Below are 23,576 nucleotides of genomic sequence, written 5' to 3' on the forward strand. Positions count from 1 at the left end.
TAGAAGCTGGAAATCCAGTTTCTTTTTTTCATTCTTTCAAAGTAGTTTATAGGACTAATGTTGCAGTGATGTATTTCTGCTTTTGGTCTACATATCTTGTCCTCCATGTTCATATAAATGAACAGAGGAGTGATGATATGTATAACTATCGTAATTATATAAACTTTGTTGTATTTGTAATTATTGTAATGCTTTCATTTAATATAAATATTAATCCTTTTAAACCTGATGGTGAGACTGTTTTTTCCCAACTTGAAGTAGTGAAGTCAGAGGAAGAACCATTATATAAAGAAATCAAAGAAAAAAGTACTTCCTTTAATGAAGAACCAAAAGATGCTTATATAGACAGTGTTTGGAAAAAAACACCAGGTAGAAATGGACGTCAAGTCGATGTAGATGCATCATATAATAGAATGAAAAAAGATGGTAAGTTTAATGAAGAATTACTTGTCTATAAACAAGTTTCACCAAAAGTTTCCTTGGATGATTTAGAAGCAGCTCCGATATATCGTGGTCATCCAGAGAAGCAGATGGTATCATTTTTAATCAATGTATCCTGGGGAACGGAACATATCCCTGAAATTCTCAACATCCTAAAGGAACATAAAGTAAAAGCAACCTTCTTTCTTGAAGGAAAATGGGCGAAGGAACATGTTGATTATGTGAAAATGATTTTAGAACAGGGACATACTATTGGTAACCATGCTTATAATCATCCAGATATGGCAAGGTTAAATAGGAACGAAATTGTAAATCAAATAGAAGATACTAATGATATTATTCATGCGATTACCGGTGAAAGTCCTAAGTGGTTTGCCCCGCCAAGCGGAAGCTTTTCCAATGATGTGGTCGTTGTTGCAGATGAGTTAAAGATGAATACAATTCTCTGGACGGTAGATACGGTTGATTGGAAGAATCCTACAGTAAATGTTATGATTAATCGAGTGATGGGGAAGATTCATCCAGGTGCAACAATATTAATGCATCCAACACCTTCCATTGTCAATGGATTATCATCATTAATAACAGAAATTAAAGCGAAAGACTATAAAATAGGTACTATTGATAAATTATTATCTGAAACTCGATAGTTTTTTACAGGAGGAACTAATTTGATTGAAAAACACACTAGTAAAAACGGCTTACGTATTGTATTAGAGAATATACCTGCAGTTCGATCTGTTACAATCGGTATCTGGGTAAGAACGGGCTCAAGAAACGAAAATGAAGTAAATAATGGAATATCACACTTTTTAGAACATATGTTTTTTAAAGGAACAAAAACACGTTCAGCAACGGATATAGCTGAAGCTTTTGATGCTATTGGTGGACAGGTTAATGCCTTTACATCAAAGGAATACACATGTTTTTATGCAAGGGTGTTAGATACTCATAAAGAGTATGCATTAGAAGTTTTAGCAGATATGTTCTTTAACTCTGCTTTTGATCCGGAAGAAATGGAACGTGAAAAAAAGGTTGTATATGAAGAAATTAAAATGTATGAAGATGCACCTGATGATATTGTTCACGATTTGTTAGCAAGAGCTTCTTATGGACAGCATCCACTAGGCTTTCCTATTTTAGGAACAGAAGATCATTTACGAACATTTACACCAGATACGTTAAGAGAATATATACATACACATTATATACCCGAAAATGTTGTAGTTTCTGTTGCGGGAAATGTTGATACAGATTTTATATCGAGAGTTGAAGGCTACTTTGGTGAGTATGGTTCTACAGTTGAACGCTCCCAAATTCAGAAGCCGACTTTCTTAAGTGATACAATCGAACGCAATAAAGAAACAGAGCAAGCTCATTTATGTATTGGCTATAATGGCCTATCATTAGGTGCTCATAATATTTATAGCTTGATCATTCTTAACAATGTACTTGGTGGGAGCATGAGTTCAAGATTGTTCCAAGAAGTGCGAGAGAGGCGAGGACTAGCTTATTCCGTATTTTCCTACCACTCTTCCTTTTTAGATCATGGCTTATTAACTATATATGCTGGAACCGGAAAGGATCAACTACCACTTTTAAAAGAAACAATTGAACATACTGTTCTAACTATGAAAGAAAAAGGGTTAACGGATAAAGAGTTAAGAAATAGTAAGGAACAATTAAAAGGTAGTTTAATGCTAAGTCTAGAAAGCACGAATAGTCGAATGAGTAGAAATGGAAAAAATGAACTCCTACTCAAGCGTCATCGTTCTTTAGATGAAATGATCCAAGAAATAGATGCAGTTAGTCATGAATCAATACAACAAGTGATTGAACATATATTTAGTGAAGAACCATCCAAGGCGTTGATTGCACCGAAGATAGTATAAAATTGATATTTAATAATGCTTTTTAATAAAGGTTATTATTTCACAATTTGTTATAGACTGTGCGGTAATTTTTGTGAATAGCTGGAGTTGGTGAACTGCTATCACCCCGCTCCGGCAGAATACTCCGCTTTCCACGGGCACGGCCTCAGCCTCCTCGCGGAAAAAGCACCGCTGCGGGGTCTTCGGACACGTGCTATTCCCGTAGGAGTCTCCGTATTCTGCCTGCGCTAGTTTGAGTTTTCTTTTTAAGGGTGGTTTGTAACGCTCAGTAATTAAGCACAATATTTCTAACTCACAACACGAGCGTAGGAAATATACGGAGACTCCTGTGGGAGGATAGGCATAGGTGAGACCCCACAGTGCGTAAGCACGAGGAGGCTCACCAGCCGCCCACGGAGAGCGGAGAATATTTCCGTAGCGGGTAAGATGCTCAACCTAAAATCCCAAGTAGTTGCCGCACAGTTTCTATCAACGGCAAATAAGTAGTAAATAATTGTATTTGGTTTAGGAGTTATTGTGGTAAACGAGAATCTATGTTTAACATAGGTTCTTTTTTTATGCATATATATGTACAAACGGTTCAATTTGGAGGTGGATGAATGCGATACAATGATATTAGTAATAAGGAAATAGTTAACATCACGAATGGAAAACGTTTAGGTGTTTTGGGTCAAACGGATCTGGAGATTGATGAGCATACAGGACAAATACACTCTTTTATACTACCAAATTATAAATGGTTTGGTTTGAAAAAAGAGGGAGAAGAAGCTAAAATACACTGGAATTCAATTCGGAAAATTGGCGAAGATATGATAATGATTGAAGCAGAATAGTTTGTGGGGCTAGTATCGAAGTATAGATACTAGCCTTTTTGTTTTCTTTTTTAGAACTAATATTCACTAACCGCCTATATGAACATAAGCTATAAAGAAAAATGCTTTCTTTTTAAGCAAATAAGTTGTCATGGATATTTTTATTCAGATGTTGGAGGGTGTTCTAAGTAATGAAGTTATTAATAGCTGTAATAGGTGGAGATGCGAGATATTTAGAATTAATTAGGCAACTACAAGCTACTGGCAATATTGAATTAAATTTGGTCGGCTATGATAAATTGGAACAAGGCTTCACCGGTTTGAATCAAACTGAATTTGAGGAACTCGATGTCGAGGAATTAGACATTGTTATATTACCAATTACAGGTACTGATGAGGAAGGCAGAGTTGAAACTGTCTTTTCAATAGAAGAGATTTGTATTACTGAAGAGTGGTTCCGTAGATTAAAAGATAAAGCTGTAGTGTTTACAGGAATTGCAAATGATCATTTATCCGATTTAACAACGAAAACAAATACAACGTTAATCCAACTTCTGGACCGGGATGACGTAGCGATTTACAATTCAATCCCAACGGCTGAAGGAACCATTATGATGGCAATCGAAAATACGGACTACACTATTCACTCATCAAGAGTAATCGTTACAGGGTTTGGTAGAGTTGGGAGTACAGTTGCTAATAAATTCGCTGCTTTAGGGGCAAAGGTTTCCGTTGCAACAAGAAAATCAGCTGATCTTGCAAGAATCACAGAAATGGGATTAACACCTATAGAGTTAAATAAATTACCAGAGCATACGAGTGAATGTGATTTATTAATAAATACTATTCCAGCAATGGTTATTACAAAGGAATCCATACAAAGTCTACCATCAAATGCAGTTATTATTGACCTAGCATCTAAACCGGGTGGTACTGATTTTGACTATGCAAAACAAAGAGGAATTGAAGCTATATTAGCTCGTAGCTTACCGAGTATTGTTGCTCCTAAAACAGCTGGAAAAATTCTGGCAGATGTTATCACACAAATTATTACAAAGGAAAAGGAGTCATTGGGATGGATATAGATTTAAAAGGAAAAAGAATTGGTTTCGGTGTTACTGGATCCCATTGCACCTATGAAGCGGTATTTGGACCAATGAAACGATTAATGGAACTAGGTGCAGAGGTTGTCCCAGTTGTAACATATACAGTTGCAAATATCGATACAAAGTTTGGAAAGGCTAAGGATCATATCAAACGTATTGAAGAAATTACCGGTAAAGAAGTAATTTCTACGATGCCAGGTGCTGAACCACTTGGACCCAAAAATCCACTAGACTGTATGGTAATTGCTCCAATAACAGGTAATTCTATGAGTAAGTTTGCAAATGCACAAACGGACTCCCCACCATTAATGGCCGCGAAAGCAACCATGAGAAACGGCAGTCCGGTTGTTTTAGGTATATCTACGAATGATGCTTTAGGGTTGAATGGTGTTAACTTAATGCGCTTAATGGCTAGCAAATATATCTATTTTGTACCTTATGGTCAAGATGATCCTTTTAAAAAACCAAATTCACTAGTAGCAAAAATGGAATTGTTACCAGAAACAGTTAATTCCGCAATAGAGGGTAAACAATTTCAACCAGTTTTAGTTCCATTCTCAGAATAATATGTGATAAAATAATAACTTAAGAATTAATATGATTTAGAAAAATTAAATTACCCGTCTGAGGAAGGAGTTATGATCATGACACAAAAGTCTTATAATGTAGCAATAGTTGGTGCAACAGGAGCAGTCGGTCAAAAGATTGTAAAAATATTAGAGGAAAAGCAATTTCCAATCCAACATCTAAAGCTTCTATCCTCAAAGCGTTCTGCCGGAACAAAGGTTAATTTTAAAGGTAAAGAATTAATTGTTGAAGAAGCAACGAATGATAGTTTCATAGATATAGATATTGCTTTATTTTCTGCTGGTGGAGCAGTTTCAAAACAATTTGCTCCTGAAGCGGTTAAACGAGGTGCTGTTGTAGTGGATAATACAAGTGCCTACCGTATGGATGAAAATGTACCACTTGTTGTTCCAGAAGTTAATGAAGAGGACCTAATAAATCATCAAGGCATTATTGCAAATCCAAATTGCTCAACGATTCAGATGGTAGCTGCACTTAAACCTATACAAAAAGCTTTTGGATTAGAAAGAGTTATTGTTTCAACATATCAGGCTGTTTCTGGTGCAGGAAACCAGGCTGTTGAAGAATTAAAATTACAGGCAGAGAAGTTTTTAAGTAACGAAGTGATAAATCCAGAACTTTTACCAGTAAAAGCGGATAAAAAACATTTTCCAATCGCTTTTAATGCTTTACCACAAATTGATCTGTTTCAAGAAAATGGGTATACTCTTGAGGAAATGAAGATGATTAACGAAACAAGAAAAATTATGCATGCCCCTAAGCTTCCAGTTGCAGCTACTTGTGTTCGACTACCATTTTTCACTTCCCATGCAGAAAGTGTATATATTGAAGTAGGGCAAGAAGGTTTAACCACCCAAGATTTATGGAAGGTATTACGTCATGCAGACGGTATAACAGTACAAGATGATCCTAGTGAGCAAGAGTATCCAACCCCACTCAGTGCGGCAGGTAAAACAGATGTATTTGTTGGTCGTGTAAGAAAAGACTTGGATCAGGATAATGGGTTCCATATGTGGGTGGTTTCTGATAACTTGCTTAAAGGTGCCGCATGGAATACAGTTCAGATAGCTGAGCGTGTTTTAGAAAAGGGGCTGTTATTAAAATAATCTAAAGTTAGGTAGAGGTGTCAACGTGTGCAGATATTAGTTCAAAAATTTGGTGGAACTTCTGTACAAAATAAAGATACTAGGGAACATGTAATAAAACATATAGAAAAAGCAGTAATGAATGGGTTTAAGCTTGTAGTAGTTGTATCTGCATTAGGTAGGAGGCCAAGTGCCTATGCTACCGATTCGCTTTTAGATTTAGTTGGTTTCCCAGAGCATTCTATTACAAGTCGAGAATTAGATATGCTTATGGCTTGTGGAGAGATTATTTCCTCTGTTGTATTATCAAATGAACTAAAGAAAAAATCGATAAAATCTGTTGCTTTAACAGGGGCACAAGCTGGAATTATGACAAATGCAGATTATACGCAAGCAAAAATAAAAGAAGTTAATCCAATTCGTATACAGAATGAATTTCATAAATACGATGTAGTAGTTGTGGCAGGTTTTCAGGGCAAGAATGCACTTGGCGAGCTCACAACTCTAGGTCGCGGTGGTAGTGATACATCAGCAGCTGCATTAGGTGCAGCGCTGAAAGCAAGTAAAATAGAAATATTCACGGATGTTAATGGTATTATGACAGCGGATCCTAGAGTGGTAAAAAATGCACGAGCACTAGACGTTGTATCCTATCGCGAAATCTGTAATTTAGCTTATCAAGGTGCTAAAGTGATACATCCAAGAGCTGTAGAAATAGCGATGCATGCAAAAATTCCAATTCTTGTCCGGTCAACCTATGAGAAAAGTGGAGGTACTTTGGTAACTACAGCTATAAGTAAGAATCTAGGTATAGATGTGTCCGACCGCTTAGTAACAGGAATTGCTCATTTAGCAAATATTTCACAAATAAAAGTTCAAACCAAGGAAAAAGAAGCGTACCGAATGCAATCCGAAGTATTTAAAGCAATGGCAGATGCTGGAATATCTATAGATTTTATTAATATTTATCCTACAGGTGTCGTGTATACGGTACCTGATACGCAAACGAAGAGGGCAACCACCATTTTAAAAGAGAAAGGCTTCAAACCGTCTGTACTGGAAGACTGTACGAAGGTGTCTGTAGTTGGTGCTGGAATGACAGGTGTTCCTGGAATAGCCTCGAGGATTGTTCAGGCATTGACAGGCCAAGGAGTTCAAATACTACAATCTGCAGACAGCCATACGACGATTTGGGTGTTGATTCCGAATACAGATGTTTATAAGGCTGTAAATGCATTGCACGAGGAATTCCATTTATCTAAGCAATCGACAATTTTACATGATTTTCTAACAGAAAGGTGAGTTTAAATGAACTTTGGTAAAATCTTAACTGCTATGATTACGCCATTTGATGATAATGGGGAAATCAACTTTGATGAAACTACAAAATTAGTTAACTATCTACTAGACAATGGAACAGATGGATTAGTAGTTGCTGGTACTACAGGTGAATCACCAACACTCACTACGAAAGAAAAAATAGCACTCTTTTCACATGTAGTAAAAATTGTCGATAAACGTGTGCCAGTTATAGCTGGTACTGGTGGAAATAACACAAGAAGTTCAATCGATTTAACGAAGGAAGCAGAAGCTTGCGGAGTAGATGCAATAATGCTTGTCGCACCCTATTATAATAAACCAAACCAACGTGGATTGTATGAACATTTTAAAGCAATTGCTAATGAGACCACACTTCCGACTATGTTATATAATATACCGGGTCGTTCGGTAGTAAAAATGTCTGCCGAAACAATAATTGAGTTAAGCAAGATAAAAAACATTGTCTCCGTAAAAGAGGCAAGTGGAGATTTAGATCAAGCAGCAATCATTATTGAAAATACTAGCAATGATTTTTCCGTATATAGTGGTGATGACAGTCTTACATTGCCGATGATGGCTATAGGTGGAGAAGGTATCGTTTCGGTAGCATCTCATGTCATTGGTAATGAAATGCAAGAAATGGTTCAAGCGCTTAGTAGAGGTGACTTAAAACTAGCAGCCTCCATTCATCGTAAGCTAGTTTCAGTTATGAATGGATTATTTGAGGCACCATCACCAACACCTGTAAAGGCTGCATTAGTTCAAAAAGGAATTAAATCGGGTGGAGTACGCCTTCCACTAGTTTCACTAACAGAAGAAGAGGAAAATAAAGTAAAATTGCTATTAGAAAGTTTATATCATTAAAACCAAAAGTTAATTTTATACAACTTAACCTTATAAAAATGAATGACTATCAAGTAATTTGGTAGTCATTTTTTATTTTTAAAGTTGTTTTTTTAATTGGTTGAGGTACTAGCTCATGTGGGTTGTTTAATTTAAGAATGTAATGGGACACATGATTTCGCGAAACGGAAATTGGATTCCATACAGTGAAAATAATAATAATTTGGTTAGCCTTATAAAAAGGAAATTATCCTAGTATAAATAATTATGATTAGCAATTGGAGGAATCAATTTAAAAGGAATGTATTTACAGTTTCTCGTTCATACTATATTTATAGTGATTTTTTTCGAAAGGAGTGCTTTTCATAATGAATAAAGACGCTGAAAAAAAAGAGGATCAAGGAGAACAAGAAGAGCAATCAGGTTCATCTTCTCTAGTACAGAAGATTCAAGCACTTGGGCAAACAAATATCCCACAAGCACCTGATTCAAATATTCATGTATTATCAATTATCGGACAAGTCGAAGGACATATTCAATTACCTCCACAAAATAAAACAACTAAATACGAACACTTATTACCGCAACTAATCGCAATTGAACAAAACCCTAAAATTGAAGGAGTAATTTTATTATTAAATACTGTTGGAGGCGATGTTGAAGCTGGTCTTGCCTTATCGGAAATGATTGCATCTCTATCTAAACCAACTGTATCTATCGTACTTGGTGGTGGACACTCTATTGGTGTTCCTATTGCGGTATCTACTGATTATTCCTTTATCGTTCCAACTGCTACAATGACGATTCATCCTGTTCGTCTAACAGGGTTAGTAATTGGAGTTCCTCAGACTTTTGAATACTTAGATAAAATGCAGGAAAGAGTTATTAATTTTGTCGTAAACCATTCTAATATTAAGGAAGAAAAATTTAAGGATTTAATGTTTGCAAAGGGAAATTTAACTCGTGATATTGGAACGAATGTTTTAGGAACAGATGCTGTAGATTATGGATTAATTGATGAGGTTGGTGGAGTTAAAGAAGCAATGGCAAAAATTAATGAATTTATTGATCAAGCAAAAGGAAGCGGGGAGCAGGAGGTTATTCAGTAATGATATTGTACACACCATTATCTGAAACAGATATTTTTCCAACGGCTGATAATGTTTATACAAATCGAAAGTGTATTACGTACGAAGGAAAAACGGTTTTTGTTGAAAAAAACAATAATGGAGAATATCAACTTGTACAATTATTATCAACAGATCCTCAAGACTACTTAAATGATATGTATACACCAGGCTCTATCATACCATAAAAAAACAAGTTATATTTGCTTGATTATGATATACTATTAATAATCAACTAGATGATAATACCCTTGCCCAAACTGGCAGGGGTTTAAATTTCAGGATCAGCAGTGAATGGTAAGAGGTGAGTGTATGGCAAAGAAGAGAAGAAGAAAAAAGAAAAAAAATTCATTAAAAAAACAAGTGCAATTTGAACTACTTGGTCTATTATTTGTTTTTCTAGCAATCTTTGGTAGTGGAGCTAGTGCAATAAGTGATGGGGCAATTCCTGGTGGTTTAGAGCATATTTTTCGATTTTTCTTAGGAATTTGGTATTTTACTGCGTCACTATTTTTACTCGTAATTGGTATTTACTTAGTTATTAAGAGAAGTTATCCAAATTTTTTACATAAGAAGATGATAGGTTTCTATATTATAATTCTAGGAACATTACTGTATACCCACATTCAAACTTATGAGAGTTTACTAGAAGCATCTAGTGACACATCAATTATACGAGCAACTTGGGATACTTTTTTTGATTTTGTTGCTGGAAGTGCGTCTTCAGGACAAACAGGTGGCGGAATGATAGGAGCATTTCTATTTGCTTTTTGTTACTATTTATTTTCATCTGTTGGAGCGCAGATTGTTGCTATATTTTCCATATTAATTGGACTTATCTTTCTAACTGAATTTTCGATTGGAGAAACACTTACAAAAATCGGAAAACAAAGTAAAAATAGAATGAATAATTTAAAAGAAAAAATAAAGCCAAAGTCGGGACAAAGTAAGAAAAAAGATAAGAAGGTAGATAATGAGTTAGAAGAGAATCCAGTACTAATGGATCCGATTATTGACTCAAAAGCAAATGAATTCCCTGATGTTACTTATGCTTTTGATGAACAAAGTGCTATACAGCCTATAATTTCCGAGCAACCTGAAGGTAAAAAGGAAATTGCCAATGAGGATCCTGACGATGATGTAGAGGTAATGCCAATGGCTGAAGTAGAAAATCCAGAATACACCTTACCTTCACCAAGTTTACTTACAGAACCTGCACATAACTCCCAATATCATGATAAAGCGCAGATACAGTCAGTAGTAAGAAAGCTAGAAAGAACATTTCACAGCTTTGGAGTGAAAGCTAGAGTAACGAAAGTAAATGTAGGTCCAGCAGTGACAAAATATGAGGTTTATCCTGAAGCAGGTGTGAAAGTTAGTAAGATTGTTAGTTTACATGATGACCTAGCTCTCGCGTTAGCAGCGAAGGATATACGTATTGAAGCACCAATTCCGGGTAAGTCGGCAGTTGGAATTGAAGTGCCTAACCAAGAAATTGCCATGGTATCACTTCGGGAAGTACTAGATAGTTCAGGAAGTAATCAATCTTCTAAACTATTAGTTGGTCTTGGGAAAGATATTTCAGGGGATTCAGTTCAGGCAGAGTTAAATAAAATGCCACATCTATTAATTGCAGGGGCAACAGGTAGTGGTAAAAGTGTTTGTGTGAATGGTATTATAACCACCATCTTAATGCGTGCAAAACCACATGAAGTGAAGATGATGATGATTGACCCTAAAAAAGTAGAATTAAATGTTTATAATGGCATCCCACATTTATTAGCTCCGGTTGTGACAGATCCTAAAAAAGCATCACGAGCCCTGAAGAAAGTTGTTTCGGAGATGGAGAGACGGTATGAGTTATTTTCTGATACTGGTACAAGAAATATAGAGGGTTATAATGAATATATCAGGAAATATAATCGTACAGTGGATGAACATGATGGACAGCCAAATCTTCCTTATATTGTTGTAATTGTTGATGAGTTGGCCGATTTAATGATGGTTGCTTCAAGTGATGTGGAGGACTCCATTACTAGGCTTGCTCAGATGGCAAGGGCAGCAGGTATTCACTTAATTATTGCAACACAAAGACCGTCAGTTGATGTTATTACCGGTGTTATTAAAGCAAATATTCCATCACGCATAGCATTTAGTGTATCTTCTTCAACTGATTCACGCACAATTCTTGACTCTGGGGGAGCAGAGAAGCTACTTGGTCGAGGGGATATGTTATTCTTACCTGTTGGTTCTTCTAAGCCACTACGGGTTCAAGGAGCATTTTTATCAGATGAAGAAGTAGAGAGGGTTGTTGATCATTGTATTGAACAACAAAAGGCAAGTTATCAAGAAGAAATGATTCCTGAAGATACTAATGACGTTGTAGAAGAAGTCGATGATGAACTTTATGATGATGCGGTACAATTAATCACAGAAATGCAAAGTGCTAGTGTTTCTATGTTACAAAGAAGATTCCGCATTGGTTATACAAGAGCAGCACGTTTGATAGACGCCATGGAAGCTCGAGGAATTGTTGGTCCTTATGAGGGAAGTAAGCCAAGGACAGTACTAGTTTCTCGAACTGAAGAAAAAACTTCATAATACGTCTATTTGTACAAATTAGGAGCTAAGTGAAAACGTATGATTAACGGTTATCATTTAGCTCCTTTTTGTATAAAATTAATTGACTCTTTAGACTTCTTCACACGTTGAAATCGCTTCAGGGTAATATTTCAAGGTTTTTTTGAATTTAGTGTGTAATAATTGAAATAATCTTAGTAAATTTGGTGAAAACTATTTATTTGTTCATAAAATAATGATATATTATTCAAGGTATGACTGTCAGTATTTGTCGGATTTTCAGGTAACTCATCGGTTTATGAACAAATACTAGGGGGGACCATATGTCCATAAAATCAGATTCGAGACATTTATATTTACAAGTTATTGATAAAATAAAACAAGATATTGAAAGCGGTATATTTAAACCTCATGGTAAATTACCGTCTGAATTTGAATTATCAAAGACACTTGGTGTTTCTAGGGCCACATTACGTGAGGCTTTAAGGATATTAGAAGAAGATAATGTTGTGACAAGGAAACATGGTGTTGGTACATTTGTAAATCAAAAGCCTATTGTCTCCTCAGGAATTGAGCAACTTAATAGTGTTACATTTATGATAGAACAGGCTGGGAAGGAAGCAGGATCTCAATATTATTCAACTGAATTAATAGATCCAACTGAAGAAGAAAGGAATAAGTTTAAGCCTTTTGATTTAACCCAGTTAGTAAAAATAGAAAGAATTCGAACCGCTGATGGAAAACCGGTTGTATTTTGTATTGATAAGGTACCAGAAGGGTTGATACCCATTGAAATAGCAAATAAACAGGATTCACTATTCAAGCTAATGGAAGAACATGCTCAGAAGCGAATAAGTTATGCAATAACTTATATAGAGCCAGTAAGCTATAATGAAAAGATTTTCAATATATTAAATTGTGATTTTGATCAGTCACTTTTATTGCTTAAACAAATGCATTACACAGACGATGATAAACCCGTCTTATATTCTTTAAATTATTTTCGTTCGGATGTATTTAGTTTTCATGTATTACGTAAGCGAGTATAAGGTTCTTTACTTATAGGGGGTGATGTTCGGAAAAATTATAGGGCTAAGGACATAGTAACCAATCAATAAATACTTATAAAAAATTTACGGGGGTATTTTCATGAAGAAGTTAAGCTTTTTACTTGTTTTAATCCTTGGTTTAGGATTAGTACTTGCTGCTTGTGGCGGCGGCGATGACAAAGATTCAAAAGATAATGGTAAAGAAGATAATGCTGGTGATAATGCAACTTCAGAGGAAGCTTCAGATTTCTCAGTAGCAATGGTAACTGACATTGGTGGGGTAGATGATAAATCCTTTAACCAATCTGCTTGGGAAGGAATTAAAGCATTTGGAGAAGCAAATGGTTTATCAAAAGGTAACGGGTTTGATTATGCCCAATCTAATGATAAATCAGAATACGTTCCTAACTTAACTCGTTTGGTACGTGACGAATACAGCCTTATTTTTGGTATTGGTTTTGAACTGAAAGAAGACTTACAAACTATTGCTGATCAATATTCTGACACTAATTTTGCTATTGTTGATGATGTTGTGGAAGCACCTAATGCTGCAAGTATTACGTTTAAAGAGCATGAAGGTTCATTCTTAGTTGGTGTTGCTGCAGCTCTTAAAACAAAAACAAACAAGTTAGGTTTTGTTGGTGGTATGGATTCACCTCTTATTAATAAATTTGAAGCTGGATTTATCGCCGGTGCAAAATCTATCAATCCTGATATTGAAATAGATGTAAAATATGCAGAACACTTTGGTGATGCAACAAAAGGTAAGACAATTGCTGCTACAATGTATGACAGTGGTATTGACATTATTTATCATGCAGCAGGTGGTACAGGTAACGGTGTATTCAACCAAGCGAAAGACATTAAACAAAATGATCCAGAACGTGAAATTTGGGTAATCGGTGTAGATCGTGACCAACATGAAGAAGGTCAGATCGGCGATCATAATGTTACATTAACTTCTATGATTAAACGTGTTGACGTTGCAGTACAAGATGTATCTACAATGGCATTAAATGGTGAATTCCCTGCTGGAGAGCAATTAGAATTCGGTATTGAAGATAATGGTATTGGATTTGCTACTACGAATAAAGAAGCGATGACAGAAGAAATAATTAACACGGTTAATGAATGGCAAGAAAAAATACTTAATGGAGAAATAGAAGTTCCTTCTACTCGTGATGAATTAAAGGAATTTGAAGCTGCTCTTTAATAGGAATGATAACGTTGTCTTTAAAGGACTTGTTCCCTCTTTGTTATTTAGGGGGTTCAGTCCTTATAGGACAACTTTGTATAAAAAAATAAAATTTTCAACTGAAGAAGATGTATGGACATCTTTTTCATTTGGTAATTTTATTATGAGATTATATTTTCATATAATTCGTGAAATACGGAACAAGAGGGGTGACATAAATGGAATATGTGATTGAAATGTTAAATATCCGTAAAGAGTTTCCGGGTATTGTTGCAAACGATAATATTACTGTCCAACTGAAAAAGGGAGAAATCCATGCACTTCTTGGAGAAAATGGTGCAGGTAAATCCACTTTGATGAACGTATTATTCGGATTATATCAGCCAGAAGCTGGTAAAATTCGTGTTAGAGGAGAAGATGTAAATATATCCAATCCTAATGTTGCTAATGAATTAGGTATTGGGATGGTGCACCAGCATTTTATGCTTGTAGAGCCATTCACTGTGACACAGAATATTATTTTAGGTAGTGAACCAAAAGGTAAATTTGGAAATATTGATATTAAAAAAGCAGAAAAGGAAATTCAGGATATATCTGATCTTTATGGTTTAAAGGTTGATCCTACTGCTAAAATAAGTGATATTTCAGTTGGTATGCAGCAAAGAGTTGAAATTTTAAAAACTTTATATCGTGGCGCAGAGGTACTAATTTTCGATGAGCCTACTGCTGTGTTAACCCCGCAAGAGATTACGGAACTTATTGAAATTATGCGTACTCTAGTAAGAGAAGGTAAATCTATTATCTTAATTACTCATAAGTTAAAAGAAATTATGCAAGTTTGTGATCGCTGTACGGTTATCCGCAAAGGGAAAGGAATAGGAACAGTTGAGGTTAAAGAAACTAATCCAGATGAATTAGCTTCCTTAATGGTAGGTAGAGATGTAAACTTTAAAACTACTAAAAAAGTAGCACAACCTAAGGATGTAGTCTTTAGAGTTGAAGATTTGTTTGTTAGAGATACAAGAAAAGTTGATACAGTTAAGGGACTTAACTTGGAAGTAAGGGCTGGAGAAATTGTTGGTGTTGCCGGTGTTGATGGTAACGGCCAGACAGAATTAATTGAAGCTATTACCGGGCTACGCAAATCACATCAAGGAAAGATTACATTAAACAATAATAATATTACGAACTTAAGCCCTAGAAAAGTTACCAAAACTGGTTTAGGTCATATTCCACAAGATAGACATAAGTATGGTCTTGTACTCGATTATCCGATTGGGTCTAATATGGTACTACAGACGTACTATCAGAAACCATTCTCTAAGGCTTCGATATTAAACTATAAAGAAATTTATAAAAAGGCAAAAGAATTGATTGAAGAGTATGATGTTCGTACTCCAAGTGAATTTACACCTGCTCGTGCCTTATCTGGGGGAAATCAGCAAAAGGCAATTATTGGCCGAGAGATTGATCGTTCACCAGATTTATTGATTGCAGCACAGCCAACACGTGGGCTTGATGTTGGTGCCATTGAATTTATTCATCAGAAATTAATTGAAGAACGTGATAAAGGGAAAGCAATTTTACTCGTGTCCTTTGAATTAGATGAAATTATTAATGTCAGTGACCGTATAGTAGTAATGTTTGACGGTAAAATTATCGCAACAGTAAAGCCTGAAGAAACGAATGAACAAGAGTTAGGTTTATTAATGGCTGGAAGTAAGCTAGATGAGGTAGGTGATTCAAGTGACATCAAATAATCGGATCTTTTCACTAGTAGTTCCAGTTATTTCGGTTATTCTCGGATTAATAGTTGGTGCAATTATTATGGCTGTATCAGGTCACAATCCAATGGAAGCATATGCTGCTTTGTGGAGAGGGGCATTTGGAGATTCATTTACAATTGGAGAGACTGTTCGTCGTATTACTCCACTAATTTTAACTGGTTTAGCAATAGCATTTGCTTTTCGTACTGGGTTATTTAATATTGGAGCGGAAGGACAAGTTATCGTAGGTTGGTTAGCAGCTGTTTGGGTAGGTCTTGTAATTGACGCACCAATGATTATTCATTTACCACTGGCTGTACTTGCTGGTGCAATCGCCGGTGGGTTATGGGGATTTATCCCTGGTATATTAAAAGCGAAATTAGGTGTGCATGAAGTAATCGTTACGATCATGATGAACTATATTGCTATGTTTGTTACGAATGAAATTATTCGTTCAGTATTAACTGATCATAAAACTACGACAGATAAAATAGCAGGAAGTGCTTCACTTGGTTCTGAATGGTTACAAAGTATAACTTTTTATTCTCGTATGCATTATGGTATTTTAATAGCTTTATTTGCTGCAATAATTATGTGGTTTATTATTCAACGTACGACATTAGGATATGAATTAAAAGCGGTTGGTTTTAATAGACACGCTTCTAAATATGCTGGTATGAGCGTAAGTAAGAGTATTATCTTATCTATGGTAATTGCTGGTGGTTTTGCTGGACTAGCTGGTGCCATGGAAGGGTTAGGAACTTATGGTAGTATATCCGTTATGTCAGGGTTTACCAATTTAGGTTTCGATGGAATTGCTGTAGCTTTATTAGGAGCAAATAATCCATTTGGCGTGGTCATTGCCGCAATTCTATTTGGGGTATTAAAAGAAGGTGCTGGTGAAATGCCAACAGGTGCTGGTGTACCAACTGAATTAGTTGATATCATCATTGCAATTATTATCTTCTTTGTAGCATCAAGTTATATTATCAGATGGGCTTTACTTCGCATGAAAAAGGAGGGGAAATAAATGATTGAAATACTTCAATCCATGGTTCCTACTGTACTTTTCTTCTCAGCTCCCCTCATATTAACAGCACTGGGCGGGGTATTTAGTGAACGCTCTGGGGTTATTAATATTGGTCTAGAAGGACTAATGGTTATTGGGGCTTTTGTTGGTATTGTATTTAACCTAACTTTTGCAGACGTGTTTGGTAACGTTACACCGTGGATTTCCATAATTGTTGCGACTGTTGTAGGGGCACTTTTTTCCTTGATTCACGCTGTAGCATCTATTTCGTTCCGTGCTGATCAAACCGTTAGTGGAGTGGCTATCAATATGCTTGCTTTAGGAGTAGGGGTATATTTGACCAAGGTTTGGTATGATAAAGGACAAACAGACATGGTTTCTGAACCGTTCTTTTCTACAAATATTCCTGTCATGTCTAAGATACCAGTAATTGGTCCAATTTTCTTTGAAGGTGTATATATCACTTCATATATTGCAATTATACTTGCATTTGTAGCGTGGTACGTATTATATAAAACAGCTTTTGGATTACGCTTAAGAGCAGTAGGGGAACACCCAATGGCGGCAGATACAAATGGAATTAATGTATCAAAAATGCGCTATATTGCAGTTATTTTATCTGGTGCATTAGGTGGCCTAGGTGGATCTATATTTGCTCTTACTGTAGTATCTAATTTCTCCCAATCAACTATTGTTGGACAAGGATTTATGGCTCTTGCAGCTGTTATCTTTGGTAAATGGCACCCACTTGGTGCGATGGGTGCCGCATTATTCTTTGGATTTGCTCAAAGTCTAAGTATTGTAAGCTCAGGGATTCCTATATTACAGGATATTCCAAATGTGATCTTGCTTATTGCACCTTATTTACTGACCATTCTTGCACTAGCTGGATTTATTGGGCGAGCAGATGCTCCAAAAGCAAATGGAGTACCTTATATTAAAGGTAGTAGATAACGAAAAATAAGCGAAAACATATAAATTTGATGATACTAGATTTGTTGAGAAGACTGACTTGAATGTAAATTTCAAGTCAGTTTTTTGTGTTACTTCACATATAAATGGTAAACTATGGTTATGAATAATACGTGATGGATTATGAAATATCGTACAAACTAAAAGTTATGTAGGAATACATAAAAATGGAGGAAAACGTATGGAAACAATTAAGGAAGAGATAAAGAATTATCAGGGACTTAATATTCATTTTGTACCGAATGATAAATTCAAGACAGTTCATTTAGTGGTTAAGTTCCGTACACCTTTAAGTCGTGAAACGATTACCAAGAGAGCATTATTGCCTTACGTACTACAACAGGGACCTAATAAGTATCCGAGTCGAAAGGACCTTCAAATTGCTCTGGATAATTTATATGGTGCAGTACTTTCAATTGATGGTGGAAAAAAAGGAGATAGCCACATTCTAAGTTTTAGATTAGAAGTAGCTAATGAAAAGTTTATACCAAATGAATCAAATATTATAAAAAAAGCTATTGATTTAATGTATGAAGTCATTTTCCATCCAAATGTTGAAGGAGACCGTTTTCGTGAACTGATATTTAACAGGGAAAAAGAAACATTAAGACAGAAGATTAAATCTATTGTCGATGACAAGATGAAATATGCAAATATGAGGCTTATAGATGAGATGTGTGAAGGAGAGGCCTATCAAACACATGTTAGTGGTTATGAAGAAGATTTAGAAAAGTTAACAACCAAAGAATTGTATCAATATTATCAGAAGATGTTAGAGAAGGATCAAATTGATGTTTATGTTTTGGGCGATATAGACGTAACTGAAATGGAACCAATTATTTCTTCTTATTTTAAAAGAGATGATTATCAGGAAAATGATAATAACGCTTTTAGAGATAATAAGTTTTCTAAAAAAGATGTTAAAGAAGTTGTTGAAAAACAAAGCGTCCAACAAGCAAAACTTCATATTGGTTATCGAACAAATATTCAGTATCAAGATTTAAACTATGCCGCATTACAAGTTTTTAATGGTATTTTAGGTGGTTTCCCTAGCTCAAAACTATTTATAAATGTTCGGGAAAAAAATAGTCTTGCATATTATGCATCTTCCAGGTTAGAAAGTCATAAAGGTCTTTTACTCGTATTTAGTGGAATTGCCCCAAAAGATTACCAAAAAGCCCGTGATATCATGGAAGAGCAGATGATTGCAATGAAGAATGGGAATATAACAGAAGATGAACTAAAGGAAACAAAGGATTTAATTGTTAACTCCTTACTTGAAACGCTTGATCATCCACAAGGAATCATTGAAATGCTGTATCAACAAGTTATTGCTGATACGCAACTTTCCCCTGATGAATTAATCAAAAATGTTAAAAATGTAACACTTGAAGAGGTAGTTGAAGTTGGTAAAAGTATTGAAGAAGATACAGTTTATCTATTAACTAATGAAGGAGGGGCGGCAAATGAATAAAAAAGAATATCGTCACATTGAAGAGACATTATTTCATGAAAAGCTTAACAATGGATTAGATGTATTTTTACTTCCTAGACCACAGATGTCAAAGACATATGCCATTTTCTCTACAAATTACGGTTCTATTGATCGGACATTTGTCCCAATTGGCGAAACAGAGGAAATTACAGTGCCGGACGGAATTGCCCATTTTCTAGAACACAAGTTATTTGAAAAAAAAGACCGTGATGTCTTTGCTGATTTCGGTAAGCAAGGTGCATCGGCTAATGCATATACTTCATTTACAAAAACTGCTTATTTATTTTCTGCTACTTCGAATATAGAAGAGAATGTAAAGACATTACTTGATTTTGTTCAGGATCCTTATTTTTCGGAGCAATCTGTTGAAAAGGAAAAAGGGATTATCGGTCAAGAAATTAAAATGTATGATGACCAGCCGGATTGGCAATCGTTTATGGGAACATTGAAGAGTTTGTTTAAAGAAACTCCGGTAAATATTGACATTGCTGGAACAGTCGAATCGATTAGTGAAATAACAAAGGATGACTTGTATACTTGTTATAACACTTTTTATCATCCGGAAAATATGACATTTTTTATTGCTGGGAATTTTGACCCAACTAGAATGATATCTCTTATTAAAGAAAATCAAGATAGGAAAGAATTTGCAAAGTTAGAGGAAATTAAACGTAATTATCCCTCGGAGCCTAATGAGGTTGCTGAAAAGGAATTTAAACTAAAGATGCCGGTTTCCGTTGCAAAGTGTACAGTGGGGATTAAAGAATCTTTTAACGAGTTAGCAGGTGATGCATTTGTAAAAAGAGACTTACTTCAAGATATGATTATCACGTTTTATTTTTCAAAAAGCGGCCAGTTCTATGAACAGCTTTATCAAGAGAATATGATTGACTCAAGTTTTTACTTTGAGACCAACTTGGATAAGAATTTTGGTTATTCAATAATTGGTGGAAACACTGATGACCCTAACCAATTTGCAGAAAAAATTAAAGAATTGCTACTTTCGACCAATTCACATGTAATAACGAAAGAAGATTTTGAACGGATGAAACGAAAGAAAATTGGCCAATTACTACGTTCTATGAATTCGCTTGAAAACATTGCAAGTAAATTTATCCATTATAACACCGTTACAGCGGATTACTTTGAATTAATTCCGACGATTCAAAGCTTAACTGTGGAGGAAGCTAATAAATTCCTCAAAGAATGGGTAGATGAGAGTCGGCTAGGTGTTTGTAAAATTTTATCTGAGTAAGGAGAAAGTATGGGGAAAAATGTTTTAATTATTGGTGCAAGTGGGGACATCGGAAGTAAGATTGCTACCCAATTAGGGAAAGAAGGATATTCTTTGATTTTACATTATAATCAAAATGAAAAAGCGATTGAAACCCTTCAAAATAAAATTCCTACTGGTGCAATATTAGACACTATTAAAGCTAATTTAGCTACAGATGAAGGTATCAAAAGCTTATTAAAGGGAATTTTCTATCCAATTGATTCCATTGTATTTTCTAGTGGTATTGCTTATTACGGGTTATTCCAGGATACCCCAGAACCTATTATGGATGAGATGTTGTCTATTCATGTAAAAGCACCTTTTTCAATCGTCAAAGAAATACTCCCTGAAATGATTAAGAGAAAGTCTGGTAAAATAATCTTAATTTCGTCTATTTGGGGTGAAGTAGGTGCAAGCAATGAAGTATTATATTCTGCTGTTAAAGGTGCTCAAAATAGCTTTGTAAAGTCACTCTCAAAGGAGGTCGGGCCGAGTGGGATAGTAGTTAACGCTGTAAGTCCTGGATTTATTGAAACAAAGATGAACCCACTAACAGTGGAGGAAAAGGAATATTTAGTTGATGACATTCCACTAAACCGCGCTGGAAGACCTCAAGACGTTGCCGATGCAGTTAGTTTTTTACTGAGTGATAAAGCAGCCTACATCCATGGTGAAATACTTAGAATTACCGGTGGTTGGGATTAATTTTATAGCTAAGGTACCATTATAGAAATATTAGAATTCCTTCAATTGAAAAATGCATAAACAAAAAATAAATTCAAATACTATGCATGTATCATAAGAAGGAGGAATGAAAATGTCTGTTCTTGATAATTTTGATTCATGGAAGCAATTTTTGGCTAATAGATTAGAGCAAGCACAATCACAAGGAATGTCACAACAAACCATCTCTCAAGTTGCATATGAGGTGGGAGATTATCTTGCGAAAAGTGTCGATGCTAAAAATAACGAAGAGGCAGTTCTTCGTGAGCTTTGGAATGCCGCTTCCAAGGAAGAACAGCAAGCTATTGCTAATTCGATGGTGAAACTAGTACAAAATCAAGGGAACAGTTAAGCTGGACATATTCATAAAAGAAGCTACGCCTGAATCGTAGCTTCTTTTATGTTCTAAACAAAATCATTTAGATTAATTTTCATGAAATGTCTTTAAACAATAGAGAAAATCATATATTATGTAGATAAGGAACAATTTGGTTAAATTGGCAAAGGGGAGCTTTAAGTGGCAAAAACAGAGTGGTATTTAGAATATGAAATTCAAATTAATCGCCCTGGATTATTGGGAGAGATATCTTCTTTGCTAGGTATGCTTTCCATAAATATTGTTACAATTAACGGTGTCGAAAATGGCCGAAGAGGCATGTTATTACTTGCAGATAATACAGAACAAATTACTCGTTTAAAATTGATTTTACAAACGATGGAAACTATCATCGTAACAAAAATTCGAAAATCAAAATTACGTGATCGTCTTGCGGTTAGACATGGGAAATATATACATAGAGATGCAGATGATCGAAAGACTGTTCGTTTTGTACGTGATGAGCTTGGAATATTAGTGGACTTTATGGCTGAATTGTATAAACAAGAAGGACATAAATTAATTGGAATAAGAGGTATGCCAAGGGTTGGTAAAACTGAATCCATTGTTGCAGCTAGTGTTTGTGCGAATAAAAGATGGCTGTTTGTTTCCAGTACGTTAATTAAACAAACGGTAAGAAGCCAATTAATCGAAGGTGAATATAGTTCAGATAATATCTTTATTATCGATGGAATAGTTTCTAAACAAAGAGCTAACGAACGGCACTGGCAGTTAATCAGAGAAATTATGCAACTACCTGCAATTAAAGTTGTGGAACATCCGGATATATTTGTCCAATCTACAGAGTATAATATTGACGACTTTGACTATATTATAGAACTACGTAGTGATGAGAATGAGGAAATTACATATGATGTAGTTGAAAGTTCACAATTTAGCGGGAGTAATGGATTCGCAATGTTCGATTAATAAATTGGATGGTGTTAATGTATGGGAATAGGTGCAAGACTTAAAGAAGCTAGAGTAGAACAAGACATCTCTCTTGATGCCTTACAAGATACGACAAAAATACAGAAAAGATATCTTGTAGCGATAGAAGAGGAGAATTTCTCAGTTCTTCCTGGGAAATTTTATGCAAAAGCTTTTATAAAAGAGTATGCGATTGCTGTCGGATTGGATCCAAATCAGTTAATGGAGGATTTTAAAGAGGACATACCTTCACCTGAAGAAGACACAACGACTCAGTATACAAGGATTCATCGATCTAGAAAAGATAATATGCCTACGAAAAGTACTGCAGTTTTTTCATTTATCCCAACCGTAATTGTTGCTATTTTAATAATTGGCATACTTTTTTTAGCATGGTGGTTTATTATTAAGTCAAATGAGGCGGAAGATCCTGCGTCTCCTGCTGATCAAACGGAAGATAAAGAGTTCTATCGCAATGATAACGCTGATAATAATGCAGACACAGATGATACTGAATCAAATTCAGAAACAGAGGATACATCCGAAAATGAATCCACAGAAGATGAAACTGGAAATGAAACGGAAGAGGAATCGACAGAAGAGGAGCCAGAACTTGGTATTACAGTTTTGGAACAAGGAACTGGCACGAAGCCAACATCGGAATTAGAGCTTTCTAATGTAGGTGAAGCATTGAATATTGAATTTGTTGCAACTGGTCAACAAGTATGGCTTGATGTACAAAATGCTGATGGAGAAAGCTTTTTCAGTGGAATGGTTAGTCCTGATGAACCATTATCTATTGATTTAAAAGAAGAAAAACGCATTTATTTAAATGTTGGGCATGCACCTAGCTTAACCATTACAATTAATGGGGTTGAGTTGGAATATCCTGTTGATCCGAATCAAAGGGGAGCGGACCATCAACGAATGTATTTGAATGTTGTAGAAACAAATGAGTAGGCTAAAGCCC

At 35.4% G+C, this 23,576-nt stretch carries 22 protein-coding genes; all 22 read left to right on the top strand.

The features are described 5' to 3' along the window. Positions 1-137 precede the first annotated feature (137 nt). The 22 genes from K332_RS0103330 (at position 138) to K332_RS0103440 (ending at position 23,566) form a co-directional block, all read left to right on the top strand. Entirely contained in the window at positions 138-1,091 is a 954-nt protein-coding gene (locus tag K332_RS0103330) for a polysaccharide deacetylase family protein (protein ID WP_026906167.1), read from the top strand. Positions 1,092-1,112: 21 nt separating this feature from the next. Further along, a complete protein-coding gene (locus K332_RS0103335; protein WP_026906168.1) occupies positions 1,113-2,333 on the top strand; it encodes a M16 family metallopeptidase in 1,221 nt (406 codons plus the stop codon). Between the two features lie 599 nt (positions 2,334-2,932). Beyond that, positions 2,933-3,166 (top strand): YlmC/YmxH family sporulation protein, encoded by a 234-nt coding sequence (locus K332_RS0103345; protein ID WP_026906169.1) that lies wholly within the window; start codon positions 2,933-2,935, stop codon positions 3,164-3,166. A gap of 170 nt (positions 3,167-3,336) precedes the next feature. Beyond that, complete coding sequence (dpaA, locus tag K332_RS0103350; protein WP_026906170.1) at positions 3,337-4,230, top strand: dipicolinic acid synthetase subunit A; 894 nt, start codon at positions 3,337-3,339, stop codon at positions 4,228-4,230. Next, entirely contained in the window at positions 4,227-4,817 is a 591-nt protein-coding gene (gene dpaB / locus K332_RS0103355; protein ID WP_026906171.1) for a dipicolinate synthase subunit B, read from the top strand. Before dpaA ends, dpaB begins: the two co-directional genes overlap by 4 nt. 78 nt (positions 4,818-4,895) lie before the next feature. After that, positions 4,896-5,945, top strand: coding sequence for an aspartate-semialdehyde dehydrogenase (gene asd / locus K332_RS0103360; RefSeq protein ID WP_026906172.1), 1,050 nt, complete (start codon positions 4,896-4,898; stop codon positions 5,943-5,945). A gap of 27 nt (positions 5,946-5,972) precedes the next feature. Further along, a complete protein-coding gene (dapG, locus tag K332_RS0103365) occupies positions 5,973-7,226 on the top strand; it encodes an aspartate kinase (protein WP_026906173.1) in 1,254 nt (417 codons plus the stop codon). A gap of 6 nt (positions 7,227-7,232) precedes the next feature. Further along, on the top strand, positions 7,233-8,108 hold the full coding sequence (gene dapA, locus K332_RS0103370; RefSeq protein WP_026906174.1) for a 4-hydroxy-tetrahydrodipicolinate synthase: 876 nt from the start codon (positions 7,233-7,235) through the stop codon (positions 8,106-8,108). Positions 8,109-8,455: 347 nt separating this feature from the next. Next, the gene (locus K332_RS0103375; protein ID WP_036687896.1) at positions 8,456-9,196 is read left to right on the top strand and encodes a ClpP family protease; all 741 of its coding nucleotides are present in this window, start codon (positions 8,456-8,458) and stop codon (positions 9,194-9,196) included. Further along, positions 9,196-9,402 carry a YlzJ-like family protein gene (locus K332_RS0103380; protein ID WP_026906176.1) on the top strand — a complete coding sequence of 69 codons (207 nt, stop codon included), beginning with the start codon at positions 9,196-9,198 and terminating at the stop codon, positions 9,400-9,402. Before K332_RS0103375 ends, K332_RS0103380 begins: the two co-directional genes overlap by 1 nt. A gap of 124 nt (positions 9,403-9,526) precedes the next feature. Continuing rightward, positions 9,527-11,815, top strand: a complete 2,289-nt coding sequence (locus tag K332_RS0103385) for an FtsK/SpoIIIE family DNA translocase (protein ID WP_026906177.1) — start codon at positions 9,527-9,529, stop codon at positions 11,813-11,815. Between the two features lie 302 nt (positions 11,816-12,117). After that, complete coding sequence (locus tag K332_RS0103390; protein ID WP_026906178.1) at positions 12,118-12,843, top strand: GntR family transcriptional regulator; 726 nt, start codon at positions 12,118-12,120, stop codon at positions 12,841-12,843. A gap of 100 nt (positions 12,844-12,943) precedes the next feature. Then, a complete protein-coding gene (locus tag K332_RS0103395; RefSeq protein WP_026906179.1) occupies positions 12,944-14,056 on the top strand; it encodes a BMP family lipoprotein in 1,113 nt (370 codons plus the stop codon). Between the two features lie 200 nt (positions 14,057-14,256). Continuing rightward, positions 14,257-15,798, top strand: coding sequence for an ABC transporter ATP-binding protein (locus tag K332_RS0103400; protein ID WP_026906180.1), 1,542 nt, complete (start codon positions 14,257-14,259; stop codon positions 15,796-15,798). Then, positions 15,785-16,834: an ABC transporter permease gene (locus tag K332_RS0103405; RefSeq protein ID WP_026906181.1), complete on the top strand. Its 1,050-nt coding sequence runs from the start codon at positions 15,785-15,787 to the stop codon at positions 16,832-16,834. The genes K332_RS0103400 and K332_RS0103405 overlap by 14 nt, the downstream gene beginning before the upstream one ends. After that, on the top strand, positions 16,835-17,788 hold the full coding sequence (locus K332_RS0103410; RefSeq protein WP_026906182.1) for an ABC transporter permease: 954 nt from the start codon (positions 16,835-16,837) through the stop codon (positions 17,786-17,788). A gap of 199 nt (positions 17,789-17,987) precedes the next feature. Then, a complete protein-coding gene (yfmF, locus tag K332_RS0103415; RefSeq protein ID WP_026906183.1) occupies positions 17,988-19,280 on the top strand; it encodes an EF-P 5-aminopentanol modification-associated protein YfmF in 1,293 nt (430 codons plus the stop codon). Beyond that, complete coding sequence (gene yfmH, locus K332_RS0103420) at positions 19,273-20,556, top strand: EF-P 5-aminopentanol modification-associated protein YfmH (RefSeq protein WP_026906184.1); 1,284 nt, start codon at positions 19,273-19,275, stop codon at positions 20,554-20,556. The genes yfmF and yfmH overlap by 8 nt, the downstream gene beginning before the upstream one ends. Before the next feature lie 9 nt (positions 20,557-20,565). Next, positions 20,566-21,282: an elongation factor P 5-aminopentanone reductase gene (gene ymfI, locus K332_RS0103425; RefSeq protein ID WP_026906185.1), complete on the top strand. Its 717-nt coding sequence runs from the start codon at positions 20,566-20,568 to the stop codon at positions 21,280-21,282. Positions 21,283-21,394: 112 nt separating this feature from the next. Beyond that, entirely contained in the window at positions 21,395-21,652 is a 258-nt protein-coding gene (locus tag K332_RS0103430; protein ID WP_026906186.1) for a DUF3243 domain-containing protein, read from the top strand. Between the two features lie 165 nt (positions 21,653-21,817). Continuing rightward, the gene (locus K332_RS0103435) at positions 21,818-22,606 is read left to right on the top strand and encodes a DUF3388 domain-containing protein (RefSeq protein WP_026906187.1); all 789 of its coding nucleotides are present in this window, start codon (positions 21,818-21,820) and stop codon (positions 22,604-22,606) included. 21 nt (positions 22,607-22,627) lie between these two features. Next, positions 22,628-23,566 carry a helix-turn-helix domain-containing protein gene (locus K332_RS0103440; RefSeq protein ID WP_026906188.1) on the top strand — a complete coding sequence of 313 codons (939 nt, stop codon included), beginning with the start codon at positions 22,628-22,630 and terminating at the stop codon, positions 23,564-23,566. Positions 23,567-23,576 lie beyond the last annotated feature (10 nt).

Source organism: Paucisalibacillus globulus DSM 18846 (assembly GCF_000482485.1).
In the GTDB taxonomy this organism is placed as follows: domain Bacteria; phylum Bacillota; class Bacilli; order Bacillales; family Amphibacillaceae; genus Ornithinibacillus; species Ornithinibacillus globulus.